11 protein-coding genes are annotated in these 13,662 nt (G+C 47.7%); 7 read left to right on the forward strand and 4 right to left on the reverse strand.

What is annotated here, in order from left to right:
• The first annotated feature begins 64 nt into the window (after positions 1-64).
• The 6 genes from WG89_RS09800 to WG89_RS09825 all read left to right on the forward strand — a co-directional run bounded on the left by WG89_RS09800 (position 65) and on the right by WG89_RS09825 (position 5,889).
• Positions 65-1,492: a mannose-1-phosphate guanylyltransferase/mannose-6-phosphate isomerase gene (locus tag WG89_RS09800; protein ID WP_062264924.1), complete on the forward strand. Its 1,428-nt coding sequence runs from the start codon at positions 65-67 to the stop codon at positions 1,490-1,492.
• Positions 1,493-1,620: 128 nt separating this feature from the next.
• Entirely contained in the window at positions 1,621-2,646 is a 1,026-nt protein-coding gene (bioB, locus tag WG89_RS09805; protein WP_062264927.1) for a biotin synthase BioB, read from the forward strand.
• A gap of 5 nt (positions 2,647-2,651) precedes the next feature.
• On the forward strand, positions 2,652-3,830 hold the full coding sequence (gene bioF, locus WG89_RS09810; protein WP_062264930.1) for an 8-amino-7-oxononanoate synthase: 1,179 nt from the start codon (positions 2,652-2,654) through the stop codon (positions 3,828-3,830).
• A gap of 203 nt (positions 3,831-4,033) precedes the next feature.
• Complete coding sequence (locus tag WG89_RS09815; protein ID WP_153301504.1) at positions 4,034-4,621, forward strand: hypothetical protein; 588 nt, start codon at positions 4,034-4,036, stop codon at positions 4,619-4,621.
• Between the two features lie 67 nt (positions 4,622-4,688).
• Entirely contained in the window at positions 4,689-5,042 is a 354-nt protein-coding gene (locus WG89_RS09820) for a hypothetical protein (RefSeq protein ID WP_153301505.1), read from the forward strand.
• The gene (locus WG89_RS09825) at positions 5,035-5,889 is read left to right on the forward strand and encodes an alpha/beta hydrolase (RefSeq protein ID WP_153301506.1); all 855 of its coding nucleotides are present in this window, start codon (positions 5,035-5,037) and stop codon (positions 5,887-5,889) included. Before WG89_RS09820 ends, WG89_RS09825 begins: the two co-directional genes overlap by 8 nt.
• A 36-nt stretch (positions 5,890-5,925) precedes the next feature.
• On the opposite strand, the gene gdhA is transcribed toward WG89_RS09825, so the two are convergent.
• The 4 genes from gdhA to WG89_RS09850 all read right to left on the reverse strand — a co-directional run bounded on the left by gdhA (position 5,926) and on the right by WG89_RS09850 (position 11,191).
• On the reverse strand, positions 5,926-7,275 hold the full coding sequence (gene gdhA / locus WG89_RS09830) for an NADP-specific glutamate dehydrogenase (protein WP_062264943.1): 1,350 nt from the start codon (positions 7,273-7,275) through the stop codon (positions 5,926-5,928).
• 217 nt (positions 7,276-7,492) lie between these two features.
• On the reverse strand, positions 7,493-8,896 hold the full coding sequence (locus WG89_RS09835; RefSeq protein ID WP_062264946.1) for a PhoH family protein: 1,404 nt from the start codon (positions 8,894-8,896) through the stop codon (positions 7,493-7,495).
• Positions 8,897-9,186: 290 nt separating this feature from the next.
• On the reverse strand, positions 9,187-10,605 hold the full coding sequence (gene rhlB / locus WG89_RS09840) for an ATP-dependent RNA helicase RhlB (RefSeq protein WP_062264949.1): 1,419 nt from the start codon (positions 10,603-10,605) through the stop codon (positions 9,187-9,189).
• A gap of 268 nt (positions 10,606-10,873) precedes the next feature.
• Positions 10,874-11,191, reverse strand: a complete 318-nt coding sequence (locus WG89_RS09850) for a hypothetical protein (protein ID WP_062264955.1) — start codon at positions 11,189-11,191, stop codon at positions 10,874-10,876.
• A 211-nt stretch (positions 11,192-11,402) separates the two neighbouring features.
• On the opposite strand from WG89_RS09850, the gene WG89_RS09855 reads away from it, so the two are divergent.
• A complete protein-coding gene (locus WG89_RS09855; protein ID WP_153301508.1) occupies positions 11,403-13,646 on the forward strand; it encodes a hypothetical protein in 2,244 nt (747 codons plus the stop codon).
• Positions 13,647-13,662 lie beyond the last annotated feature (16 nt).

Raw genomic sequence — 13,662 nt, forward strand, 5'->3', positions numbered from 1 at the left:
CAGATTATGCGAGCACAACTGGTTAGGTACTTATCAGCCGTTGAACAACAAAAGGAGAATCTTGATGTTCACACCGGTCATTCTGGCTGGCGGGTCTGGTACCCGTCTCTGGCCGTATTCCAGAAAACAGTATCCCAAACAGTTTTTACCTTGCCTTGGCAAGCGCTCAATGCTCCAGCAGACTCTGATGCGTCTTGAGGGGCTGGATGCACATCCCCCCGTGATTATCTGTAATGAAGAACACCGATTTATCGTAGAAGAGCAGTTAGAAGAACTCGGGATGACCAATGGCAGTATTTTGCTGGAACCGGAGGGCAGAAATACGGCTCCGGCTCTCGCGGTAGCCAGCCTTCTGCTTCGCGAAGAAAATGAAGTTATGGTGGTTTTATCTGCAGATCACTTTATCAAGGATGAAGCAGCATTTCGTGCAGCAGTGGTTGATGCCGTCAATGTCTCTTCGCAGGATTATCTGGTGACTTTTGGTATTGAGCCTTCAGCTCCGGAAACGGGCTATGGTTACATCAGCAAAGGTGATGTGTTGAGCAGTGTTTCTGAAGAAGCTTACCAAGTGTCGTCTTTTGTAGAGAAGCCGGACTCTGAAACTGCAAAAAGTTATCTGGAGTCCGGGCAGTATTACTGGAACAGCGGCATGTTTGTGTTCAAACCTTCGCTTTATCTCACTGAGCTGGAACAGTTCAGACCCGACATTCTTTCAGCTTGTCGAAATGCTGTGTCCTCTGCAGAGCACAAGTGGGATTTTATTCGGGTGGATCGAGAGGCTTTTCTCAGCTGCCCGTCGGACTCGATTGATTATGCGGTGATGGAGAAAACCCAAAAATCAGTTCTGGTACCTGTCAGCTGTGGCTGGAGTGATGTGGGGTCCTGGTCTTCAATCATGGAGCTGGAGTCAGGTGATCAGGAAGGCCTGACTTGTTATGGTGATGTTGAGTCGGTCAATTCCAAAGACTGTTATGTGCGTTCCGAAAACAGACTGGTCTCTCTGGTCGGGGTCAAGGATCTGGTGGTGATTGAGACCAGCGATGCGGTCATGATTGCGGATAAAAACGATGCCCAGTCCGTAAAAGATATTGTGACTGCCCTGAAAAAGAACGATCGTCAGGAGGCGCTGTATCATCGACATGTCTATCGACCCTGGGGTAAATACGATTCCATTGATCAGGGGCACAGGTATCAAGTGAAGCGAATCAGTGTGAAGCCGGGTGCCCGTCTCTCCCTTCAAAAGCACCATCACAGGGCTGAGCACTGGATTGTGGTGAAAGGAACTGCCTTGGTGACTCGTGGCAGTGAGCAGGTTCTACTGTCTGAAAATGAGTCCACCTATATCCCCCTGGGGTGCACTCACAGGCTGGAGAATCCCGGTAAAGTCATGCTTGAACTGATTGAGGTTCAGAGCGGTGCTTATCTGGGTGAAGATGATATTGTCCGGTTTGAAGACACCTATGGTAGAACAGATGTGTCAGTTGAACAGTAACCCTCTGAATGTCTGAAACACTTATCAGCTGTCAACTTTATATGGTCTATAAAGTTGACAGCTGGCATTCCCCAAATAGACTTTCTTCCAGAAATAACTCAAGTCATCTTCACTGGTAGTATTTGCGTATGTCCAAGGTTGTCAGGCAGGAAGAGCTTATTCGTACGGACTGGACGCTGGACGAAGTCAGGGAAATCTATCATCAACCCTTTAATGACCTGTTGTTTCAGGCGCATTCCATACATCGTCAGTTCTTTGATCCTAACCATGTTCAATTAAGTACGCTTCTTTCGATTAAGACGGGTGCTTGTCCTGAGGATTGTAAATACTGTCCTCAAAGTGGCCGTTTCAATACCGGGCTCCAGAAAGAAAAGCTGATGCGAATTGAGGCGGTTCTGGACAAAGCCAAGCAGGCCAAAGAGAGTGGTGCAACTCGCTTTTGTATGGGCGCCGCCTGGAGAAATCCTAATGACAGAGACCTCGGCGAAGTCATAGAAATGATCAAAGGGGTAAAAGCTCTAGGAATGGAGTCATGTGTGACTTTGGGCATGCTGACAGATGAACAGGCTAATGCTCTGGCTGAAGCTGGACTGGATTATTACAACCATAATATTGACACCTCTCCTGAGTTTTATGGGGACATCATTACGACCCGAACCTTTTCAGATCGTCTGGATACACTGGATTCAGTACAGAAGGCTGGTATTAATGTCTGCAGTGGCGGGATCGTCGGCATGGGTGAGACTTCTGTGGACAGAGCGTCATTCTTGCATCAGCTGGCAATACTGCCTGTTCATCCCGGTAGTGTGCCTATCAATCTGCTGGTCAAAGTGAAAGGGACGCCGCTGGACAGTGTCGAAGATCTTGATCCTCTGGAATACGTGCGGACAGTGGCTGCAGCCAGAATTCTGATGCCCAAAGCCCATGTCCGTATCTCTGCGGGCAGAATGCAGATGAGTGATGAACTTCATGCACTGGCCTATTTTGCGGGTGCCAACAGCATCTTTCTTGGAGAAACGTTATTAACAACCCCTTTACCGGAAGAAGAGGCGGACTATCAGCTCTTTAACCGTCTGGGGATACAACCTGAGCCGGTAGAGGTTCATCCGGAAGATTCCGGCGACACGGCTTTGTTCTATAACGCCGCAGGATAAGGGGAATGTCAGAAGACTATTTCCAGCAACTGCTGTCCGAGCGGCAGGAGCAGGGGCTGTATCGCAACAGAATGGTGTTGGGCTCCTCTCAGGATGCTTCTGTCATCGTTAATGGCAAACCCTGTCTGGCTTTTTGCAGCAATGACTACCTCGGTCTGGCAAATCATCCTGATGTGGTTCAGGCATTTCAAAAAGCGGCGGATGAATATGGTGTAGGCAGTGGTGCATCCAATCTGATACTGGGTCACAGTCGTCCACAGCATCAGCTGGAAGAAGAGCTGGCTGATTTTCTGGGTCGCCCTCGGGTTCTGCTTTTTTCTACAGGGTACATGGCGAATCTTGGTGTTATGAGTGCGTTGCTCCAGCAGGGGGATGCTATCTTTCAGGATCGTCTCAATCACGCCTCATTGCTAGACGCTGGACGACTATCTGGAGCGCGTTTTCAACGTTTCCGTCACCTTGAGTTGGATGATCTTGAGCAGAGGTTAATCTCCAGCAGTGCTTCCCGAAAGTTGATTGCCACTGATGGTGTTTTCAGTATGGACGGTGATCAGCAGAACTTACCCAGACTTGCTCAGATCGCCAGCAAGCATCAGGCAATGTTAATGCTGGATGATGCCCATGGCTTTGGGGTGTTGGGAAAGCAGGGAAAAGGCACTGCTAATGCTGATGACTTGGGGATGCGAGAGTTGCCCATACTGATGGCAACACTGGGTAAATCCCTTGGGACTTTCGGGGCTTTTGTCGCTGGCAGTGAAGCCTTGATTGAGGTGCTGATTCAGTTTTCCCGCAGTTATATCTACACAACAGCTATGCCTCCGGCTGTAGCGGAAGCGACACGGGTCAGTCTTGGGATTATGGCCAGGGAGCAGTGGCGCAGGGATCATTTATTCAAACTGGTGGAGCAGTTCAGAGCAGGGTGTATGGCCATGGGCATTCCTCTCATGGATTCTGGCACCCCCATTCAGCCAATCATGATCGGCAGTATTGAAAAAACCATGGAAGTCAGCCGCTATCTGGAAAGTCGAGGCATCATTGTTACGGCGATTCGCCCACCTACAGTTCCCAGAGACAGCTCAAGACTGCGAGTGACTTTTTCAGCCAGCCACAGCCATGAGCAGGTGAATCAATTGCTGGATGTTCTCTCTGAGGTTCCCTGGGATCAATTTGAGGATGCGGCATAGTAATAGTGAGAGTCTACAGACTAGAAGTCGCTTCAAGGTGTGAGATCGTTGATGTTTCTTCAGATCGGAAATGGAAAAATCAACTTTCACCTCTTAATCACTAGTTATCAACATTTCTTCGACTACCTGTTAGCATTGGATCAGAAGATTAAAACGTTGGCACCAGTAAAAGAATTACAATGAGTCGTTTCAGGGAGAAGAAGATGTCAGGAACCAAACGTATTGGTTTGATTGTAAGAGGTAAGCGTTCTCTTGATCATAATCCTGGTGTTATGGAACAGCATGCAGATTGTATTATATCAACAGGTGAGCCTTTTGGTTTCTTTGGTGATGAAGGTGCAGCATCTGGAGGTCGGTACTCTATTTCTTGGAACCGTTCCGGTATGAATATGAAGGGTATGGTTGCTAACTATGAAGGGATGAGGAAAATTCGTCCCTATTATGTGGATGCATCCATGGCTAAAAAATACAATGTGGTTTCTTGCCTGCTGTCTTTGAAAGTCACTCCACAAGAGAGTGATCTTTTTGATAAGTTCTGGAAGCAATTACAACTGAATCCAGGCTCTTTCAATTTGCTGGGCGGGAATTGTTCATCTCATGCATCCGAAGCCTTTGTAGAAGCTAATATTTTATCAAAAGGTATTCCTGGCTTAGATACTCCCAACAATTTATTCAAACAGCTTAGCCAAGAGAAAAGTAGAGATGTTCAGTTTGTTACTGGCCATATTGGTGTACGCCGAACTGCAGACTTGCGTTTTAAGTTGGAAGTGTTACCCGTGAGCGAGGTATAAGAGCATTATGCTATCCAGGTCTGCTAGTTTTTTTTTATTTATGCTGATGGTTTTAGGAGGATGTGCAATGGCAGGTGAAACAGAGCTGCGTTGGGAATGGCCAGCAGAAAGGAAGGTACAGCAAAAGATATTAGTTGAGATCACAGAGATTGATTCATCGAGTGGGTTGTTTGGATTGAAAAAATCCCCATCATTAGCGCAAGGGTTTCCTGATCCAACTACCTTGAAGGGAGTAATCAAAAGTGGTCAGCCGGGAACGATAAAGTTGGTCTTGCCGAGGCTTGAACTGTCAAATTTAAAGCCTGGTGATTTACTGGGTATTGGGTTGGTTGAAGATACTGTCTGCATATGTGTCAGCCCTGTACCAGTCAATAGTGATCCTGATCAATGGTTGCAAACGTGGAGTTGCAACAATGAGTAGCAGTCTGGGGCTGCTAATAGCTGCAATTACAGGTCTGTATCTATGTATTTGTATGTTTTTCGTGTTCCAGCAGAGTCGTCTAATCTTTCCTGGCGCAACGAACGATAGCCGAATGTTAAGCAGCGTCGAGCATACACCTTTGAGTCTCAACAGTAATGATGCTTTATTGAGCGGCTTTAGTCGTCATTTTGAAAATACCGACAACAAAACTGTTGTGCTGTATTTTGGTGGTAATGCAGAAGATATTTCTTTAATGCTTTATCTCTCGGATGAGTTGGGTGTATCGGAATTTTATTCCTTCAATTATAGAGGGTATGGCAGCAGTAACGGTTCTCCATCAGAAAAGAGCCTGATTGAAGATGCTTGGGCACAGTTTGAATTTCTGACTGTACAAAAAGAAATATCTCCAGAGAAGATTATAGTGGTGGGGCGAAGCCTCGGATCAGGAGTAGCAGTAAAGTTAGCTCAGCAGGTTCAATTCAATGGTCAATCTCTGGCGGGAGTGGTTCTTATTACACCCTATGACAGCCTCCTGGCCGTAGCTGGTCAACATTACCCGTGGTTACCGGTTCGTTGGTTGTTGAAGCATCCTTTTGATAGCTTGAGCGTAGCTCGTCAGCTCAATGTGCCTGCGTTATTCATGATCGCTGGAAAGGATAGAGTCATACCTCCCCATCATGGCCAAAACCTTGCTCAAGCCTGGTTTGGTCCATCTGATACTGAGGTTTTTGCGAATTACGATCATAATAATCTTGATGAATCTCCAACTTTCTATCCTTTACTACGGAAATTTATTCGTAAAGTCTCTTCTGAATATCAAGCTGATGACGGAGAGAATACCCCATAAAAGATGAGGTATTCAGAGGAGTTTTATTTTCTTTGACTAAACAACACCATAAGCCAGCATGGCATCAGCCACCTTTTTGAAACCGGCTATGTTGGCTCCTCGGACGTAATCAATGTTTTCACCTTCACTGCGTCCATACTTGATGCACTGATTGTGTATTTTCTGCATGATGGTTTTCAGGCGGTCTTCCAACTCTTCCAGAGACCATGACAGTCTCATGCTGTTCTGGGTCATTTCCAGACCTGAGACGGCAACACCACCGGCATTGGCGGCTTTAGCAGGAGCAAAGAGGACATTATTGTCTTTGAAGAGTTGAACCGCTTCCAGTGTAGAAGGCATGTTGGCTCCTTCAGCCACTGCTTTGCAGCCATTCTTGATCAGGGTTTCTGCATCTTTGCGTTCCAGTTCATTCTGGGTGGCACAGGCAAAAGCAATCTGGCAGGGAATGTCCCAGACTTTTGTGTCAGGCGAAAAGTCGCAGTGGAAGTGCTCTGCAAATTCCTGGATTCTTCCCCGACGATGTTCTTTCAGGTCAATCAGCCAGTCCAGCTGTTCCTGAGTGAGACCTTCAGGTACATGTATTGAGCCTGAAGAGTCTGACATGGCTAACACATGCCCACCCAGTTGCATGACTTTCTCTGCGGTATAGAGAGCTACGTTTCCTGAACCGGAAATTACACACTTTTTGCCTTCCAGTGAGTCTCCGTGTTCCTTCAGCATCTCTTCCATAAAGTAGGTTGTGCCAAAGCCGGTGGCTTCTTTTCTGATCAGGCTGCCACCGTATTCCAATCCTTTACCGGTCAAAACGCCCTGAAACTGATTTTCCAGACGTTTGTATTGACCAAACAGGTAGCTGATTTCTCTCCCGCCAACGCCAATGTCTCCAGCTGGAATATCCGTGTAGACACCAATGTGTTTGTGTAATTCAGACATGAAAGACTGACAGAAACGCATGACTTCCCGGTCACTTTTACCCTTGGGGTTAAAGTCAGAGCCACCTTTTGCAGCGCCCAGTGGCAGGGTGGTCAGGCTGTTTTTGAAAGTCTGCTCGAAGCCAAGGAATTTCAATGTATCCAGAGTCAGGTGGCTGGTAAAACGAAGTCCACCTTTATAAGGTCCGATAGCATTGTTGAATTGAACTCTGTACCCACGATTGACTCTGATGTGTCCTTCGTCGTCCTCCCAGCAAACCCTGAAGCTGATGATACGATCCGGTTCCGTCATTCTTTCCAGAATACGGGCGTCAATGTATTCCGGGTGATGATTGATATAGGGAATAACACTCTGGGCCACTTCATGAACGGCCTGATAAAACTCGGGTTCATTGGGGTTGCGCTTGGCCAGTCCTTGCATGAAGTCATCAAGGTCCAGTTTGTTGGAGAACATGGTGCCAGCTCCTTATCATCGAGTAACGCCGGGTAGCTGAAGTTACTCTACTGTAATCCAGTGGGTACCTGTACTGAAGACAGGTCGATAATGCATAGGATAGGGGGGATGGAGCAGGAAAGTTAATGATTAATTTCTATCGTTTGTATTCTATTTTGCTATGGCCCTTCGATAGCCAGACTAATAAGTCTGGCTATCCCTCAAAGGCAGGTAAAGGTTAAAGGTTTTCTTCCGCGTAAGCGGCCAGTGGCGAGCGTGGGACTCCCTGTAATTGTATTGCGCCACCGTGTGGGAAGTTTTTGAATCGTTCAGTCATGTAGGTCAGACCAGAACTGGTGGGTGCCAGATAAGGTGTATCGATCTGGGCAAGGTTGCCCAAACAGATGACCTTACTGCCGGAACCCGCACGGGTGATTATTGTTTTTATCTGGTGAGGAGTAAGGTTCTGACACTCATCAATGATGATCAGGCTCTGTTGAAAGCTGCGACCCCTGATATAGTTCAGGGATTTGAAGTGGAGTGGAACCTGCTTGAGAATGTAATCCACACTGCTGTTGGTGGACTCATCGTCACAATGCAGGGCTTCGAGGTTGTCGGTAATGGCACCGAGCCAGGGCTCCATTTTTTCCGCTTCTGTACCTGGCAGGTAGCCAATGTCTTCATCCAGCCCTCGGGTTGAGCGAGTGGCTATGATCCGACGGAACTGTTTGGTGGCTACTGTCATTTCAATAGCTGCAGCCAGGGCAAGAATGGTTTTACCTGAACCCGCTGCACCGGTCAGGTTGACCAGATGGATATCGGGATCGAGCAAAAGATTCAGCGCCATGGCCTGGTAGATATCCAGGGGCTGAAGTCCCCAGGCTTCCTGGCCCATTAATGTTTCACGACAGTAGTGTTGTAGCTGAACTTCATCTTGAGTGATGGCGTTCACTCTGGCTACAAAACCGGTGTCGTCCAGGAAAAACTGGTTCAGATATATGTCGTCGCCCAGTTCTTCTTTTAATAGCCGGTGATAGGTAACACCTTCCAGCTGCTCTGTCTGAACTTGTGAGACACGGTCCCAGAAGTTTCCTTCAAACAGGCGGTACCCTTTATTGAGCAATCCAATATCGGAAACCAGCTGGTCGCTATGGTAGTCCTCCGTTGGAATTCCACATCCGCGAGCTTTGAGTCGCATGTTGATATCTTTCGTCACCAGGATCACCGGAGCACCCGGATGAGTTTCCTGGAAATGGCAGATATCGTTGATGATACGGTTATCGTTATTGCTGGTCGGGAGTGTGGTGATATTTTCTACATGATGAGAACTCAGGATTGAGAGAGTACCCTGAGGCTCTGATTTATTACCACGTCGGATAGGAACACCTGCTTCGATCTCCGCGGGTGAGGCAGTACCCAGTATCTGGTCAATCAGTCTGATGGCCTGTCGGCAGTCTGCAGCAATGGTTTGCTTTCCGTTCTTAAGCTTATCCAGTTCCTCCAGAACGGTCATGGGGATGAGCACCTGATGCTCTTCAAAGTTGAGGATCGAGTTGGGGTCGTGTATCAGAACATTACTGTCGAGAATGTAGGTTGTAGTTTGGGTTGAGATGATCGGCCTGGCTTCCAAGGCGTTTCCCATAGGCGGCTTCCTCGTCCGTTTTTTGGATCTCTCATATTTGATTTTTATCGAAAAGAGGCCAGTCAGCAAGTTTAAATTTCTAACAGAAATAAAAAATTCAAAATACTGAGTTTGTTGTTTTAATAAGGACGAATTGATTCTAAACTTAGAGGATTACATTTCTATTTCTGATAAAAATACTCTTCAGAAAGTTCTGATTTTCTTCTTTGATATAACTATTTTTGATTTTGGTCAGAAAGCGACAGCGAACCTAAAGGTTTAAATCCGCTGTCGGATCGGCAGGTTGTAGATTACTTCAGTAGTTCTTCAGGTGGATATTCCAGGTTCAACTTGGCACCCAGCATTTCTTCCAGATCCGGGATCAGGAAAGAGTCTTCTTCACAGGCAAAACTGATACTGGTGCCACTGGCTCCGGCACGACCTGTCCGACCAATACGGTGAACGTAATCTTCGGGATCTTCGGGCAGGTTGTAGTTGATCACGTGGCTGATGCCATCAATGTGAATCCCGCGACCCGCTACATCCGTAGCCACCAGAACCGTCAGCCTGCCATTTTTGAAGTTGTCCAGAGTCTTGAGTCGCTTCTTCTGGGGGACTTCACCGGAAATCTGATCCGCTTTCAGACCTTTCTTTTGCAGCTTCTCTGTCAGCCTGCGAGTTTCATCCCTGCGGTTGGTGAATACAATCACCCGCTCCAGGTTGTTCTGATTGATCAGGTTAATCAGCAGAGGGACTTTCTGCTCATTAGTGACGATGAAGACTTTCTGGTCAACGGTCTCAGTGGCCACGCTTTCTGGCTCGATCTCTACCTTAACCGGCTTCCAGGTCCACTGCTCACCGAGTCTTAATACTTCATCGGTGAAGGTGGCTGAGAACAGTAAAGTCTGACGATCACCTGGACGAGGTGTCATACGAATGATGCGACGTACCTGTGGAATAAAGCCCATGTCCAGCATACGGTCGGCTTCGTCAATCACCAGTGTTTCTGCCAGATCCAGATGAAGGTCTTTACGTTCGCAATAATCCAGAAGCCTGCCCGGTGTAGCTACCAGAATGTCAATGAAACCACTGCTCATACGACTGCGCTGTTTTTCGTAATCCATGCCACCTACAACAGTGAGTACGTTAAGGGGCAGATACTTGGTTAGCGCTTCGGCATCCTGTCCTATTTGCAGAGCCAGTTCCCGAGTGGGTGCAATAATTACTGCACGGGGTTCACCCAGATAGCGCTGATCGGGAGGAGGGATATCGATGAGCTGCTTAATGGTACTGAGCAGAAATGCAGCTGTTTTACCGGTACCTGTTTGAGCTTTACCTATGGCATCACGACCGGCTATGGTGCTGCCTAATACTTCAGCCTGGATAGGTGTGCAGTATTTGAAGCCTTGCTCCTGGATAGCTCGCATCAGCTGATCAGGAAGTTCAAAATCATGGAAGCGGGTTTTCCCTTCTTCCGGCTCTACCTGAAACTGACTGATATCCCAGGAAGGTTCAGGCTTCTTATGGGGTGTACGATGAGAGCTACGGGGGTGGTTGCGACGGGCAGTGCTCTGGGAATTGTTGGGCTTTTTGGATTTGCTCTTGGGAGCGTTGGTGTTCTTCTTGCCACCCTGGGGTTTGGGGGGCTTGTTGTCAGAAGAGGGCGAAGATTTTTTTCCACCCGCTGAAGGTTCTTTCTTCTTTCTGAATAGACCTAGTAAACCACTCAATGCTTTAATCTCGTTCCATAACGGTATCGGTATCCCGGTCTGCAGCGAATGGCAGGTGAGTTCTGAGGCTGTCTCAGAGCCGGGGATGTAGTCTGCTGATGACCGGTATCTCCGCCCTGGCAGTAAAAATCGGGCAAGCAGAAAGAGAAAGTGGTCCGGGAGGCTGAGTATCTAGTCAGGCTCCTTACAGCAGCAATGCGCCGCAGATAAATGGATTCACGAGGCTGCGGCATATCAGGACGATTCTAAGGTATCTGGCGGTTGATTGCTAAATTGATTGATCATCCATCTCTTCATCAGGCTGGTTTTCCTGCTCTTCATTCCTTCTTTTACGCATATACAGGTTATCCAGCTTGTCTTTCTTGCTGACTTTGCGCTTCTTTCTTCTCAATTTGGACTTGTAGAGCATCAGCATCAAAGGCTGATCGGGCATGGGCCTTAAAGGACGGTTTTTGAAAAATGTGAAGAAAAAGCTGGCTTCTTCGGCGAACTTCTGGCTTCTGGCAGCCAGCGTATCGGGCTCGGGGGTCTTCTCCGATCCCTGAGTCATCAAACTCATAATGTTCTGAACTGGCGCTAACTCCATAATTCACCTCGCTTCTCAAGCGCTGTGGGCTGTTGTTCATGAAAGTCAGGAATGGCCTCTTTTTCATGAAAAACAGTTCTAAAAATACTAAAACCTGCACGATACGGCCATTAGACATAGGTATCAGGGGGATGGTTCCTTATGAGGCACTAAAGGCTGCCGAACACATGATAATCAGGCGTCCCAACGTTTATCAAAATAGGTAAGAACAGTGTTTCAAAGAGCATGGATGCTACTGCTGGTGGCTTTTTTCAGCGTGGGGGCCATGGCTGGTCGGTACTACCCTTCAGCCGGAATTGCCTGGATTCTCCCCGGAAATCATGAAGCTCCCACCCAGAGCGAATGGTTGAAACGGTTTCCAACCGCTGAATCCGTCAGGCTTTGGGAGCAGCAGAGAGCTGATCTGGTAGTGGGTGCATCAGAAGGGAGTAATAATGGACCCTATGCTCTTGGCTACATGTACAACCAGAAGCTGGAATTTTCTCCTACTGATCTGGAAATGTATCTGAGAGCTCGTACTGACAGTCGCAGGGAGTCCTATGAGTCACTGTTTTTGCACTTTGCAGAAGATACTGATCTGTTAATAGAAGACCCTGATGATGGCAGCAAAACGCCCTTTGGCCGGGCACCCAGTGTGGTTGGCTGGACCGTTCAGCCAGATCATGCGGGTTTTCTGATTTATCAAAAACCTCCTTACGACAAGCCTGTATGGCAACATCATGAAACGGGTGGTGGACTCTATGTTTACCTCTTCGAAAAGTTTGATCAGCTGGAGATTGATCTTTCGTCTGTCTCTGGATCAGGCGAACTGGTAGTGGAGTACCCTTCTTCCATTTCAGGTGGTCTGGTCAGTGGCTGGAGTCAGATGACCGTCAGTGATGGTACGGATAACCTTCGTCGAAGTGGAGTGATCAGTTGGACTCCACCTGCTGACTGGAAGCGTGCTGCTACCCATGATGGCTCTGGCAAGACCTATGGAGGAGGACCTTATTTCGGCAAGAGAATGCTGATCAATGAGGGGCGTTACTATCTGGTTCGCATACTCTGGAAGAATGGCTCTGGAACAGCTCCCAGACTGTCCAATGTTCGCGTGAAAGACTGGATGCCAGTAGTTTATAACGTACCAGTCAGCTCCATTAATCCCGAATACAAAAGATTCAATCCAAAAGGACAGCAGGTTTCTGTCAGACGAATTCCTGGCTGGGACCCGGCTAATGATCAGAATGGCGATGGCTACGTGGATGAGACGGAGTTTGGGCAGCGCACCAATGCTTTTGCCAGTGCTCGATTTGAATGGGAATCCAGAGTGGTACCTTTAGGGAAAATGTGGAGCTCACGCTCTTCATGGATTCGCCCAAACCTTCAAAATCCTCTTCTGGCAGACTTGTTGGGTGATTATTACAAGCGAACCTGGGGCAGCGAGCAGCTCAATGGAGCTTATAACGATGATCTCTTCCGGCTGCTGCAAAATGAGTTCTTCCCTCATACGGGTGGGCGTTTGCGAGAAATGCCCCACAAAGTAAGTTCAGTGCAGGCCCAGACACTGTATCAGCAGTCTTTCATCAATACACTGGAAACCATCAGGATTAATTCCGGCAGTTTTATTGGTGCCAATATTTCAATGGTTAATCTCTGGTCTGCTGAGGGGGCCAGTGCTTTTATACCTTCATTCAGTATCTTTTTAAGAGAAGGTCTGATCAGGCCCAGCCTGGGGTTCAGTGGCTGGTTTGGCTTGAGTAAGGCCTGGGATACATTTGCCCTTTCAAAGCAGGATCGCTGGTCAATCCTGGCAGCCATGATCAATGAAGGGGGCAGAGTTCATAGACTGGGAAATACTCAGGAGAACTGGGAGAAAGATATTGAATCGTCTCTGGCCCAGTTTTATCTGCTGAATGTGCCCGGTAAAACGTATCTGCACGTCTGGAACCGTATATTCAGCTATGGCAGCAAAAACACCACTGCCAGTAATTATTATCAAGCAGGTATCCCGAAAAATATGGCTTATTTGCCTGAAGCCATGCTGTCTGTGGATATCGGGGTTCCCGTCAGTTCATTACCTGCAAGTCGAGAGCCCGTGGCTTATATGGCAAAGAATGCAGTTACCGACTACGCCATTGTGGGTTACTCCAACCAGAGTCAGTTGGTGAGTAATATTTTCCCGGGAGGTCTGTTGGACATTGAACCCTCAAACCTTTTCTATTTGCAGAAGAGCAGTCGTGAAGTGGTTTCGGGTGGTCCGGCAGAGATGATCATAGCCAGAGAATATACCAGGGGACTGGTGCTCTACCGGACCGATTTCTTTGGGCATAATGCTGAATTCCAACAGGGTTATTCCTCTGTGGTGCAGCTACCGGGTCTTTATCGGAGAGTGTTCTTTGATGGCAGCCTGGGTGAGCCCATCAGTTCGATTTCAATGGCAGGTTATGAAGGGGCTGTGCTCTTAAAGGTTCAATAACATTTGTTGCTGGCCA

The sequence above is a fragment of the Endozoicomonas arenosclerae genome (assembly GCF_001562015.1).
GTDB classification, from domain to species: domain Bacteria; phylum Pseudomonadota; class Gammaproteobacteria; order Pseudomonadales; family Endozoicomonadaceae; genus Endozoicomonas_A; species Endozoicomonas_A arenosclerae.

What these genes read in the sequence shown, in the direction of transcription:
- WG89_RS09825 (WP_153301506.1), top strand. Translation starts at nt 5,035, where the DNA reads ATGAGTAGCAGTCTGGGGCTGCTAATAGCTGCAATTACAGGTCTGTAT.
- WG89_RS09820 (WP_153301505.1), top strand. Translation starts at nt 4,689, where the DNA reads ATGGCAGGTGAAACAGAGCTGCGTTGGGAATGGCCAGCAGAAAGGAAG.
- WG89_RS09800 (WP_062264924.1), top strand. Translation starts at nt 65, where the DNA reads ATGTTCACACCGGTCATTCTGGCTGGCGGGTCTGGTACCCGTCTCTGG.
- WG89_RS09850 (WP_062264955.1), bottom strand. Translation starts at nt 11,191, where the DNA reads ATGGAGTTAGCGCCAGTTCAGAACATTATGAGTTTGATGACTCAGGGA.
- bioB (WP_062264927.1), top strand. Translation starts at nt 1,621, where the DNA reads ATGTCCAAGGTTGTCAGGCAGGAAGAGCTTATTCGTACGGACTGGACG.
- gdhA (WP_062264943.1), bottom strand. Translation starts at nt 7,275, where the DNA reads ATGTTCTCCAACAAACTGGACCTTGATGACTTCATGCAAGGACTGGCC.
- bioF (WP_062264930.1), top strand. Translation starts at nt 2,652, where the DNA reads ATGTCAGAAGACTATTTCCAGCAACTGCTGTCCGAGCGGCAGGAGCAG.
- WG89_RS09835 (WP_062264946.1), bottom strand. Translation starts at nt 8,896, where the DNA reads ATGGGAAACGCCTTGGAAGCCAGGCCGATCATCTCAACCCAAACTACA.
- WG89_RS09815 (WP_153301504.1), top strand. Translation starts at nt 4,034, where the DNA reads ATGTCAGGAACCAAACGTATTGGTTTGATTGTAAGAGGTAAGCGTTCT.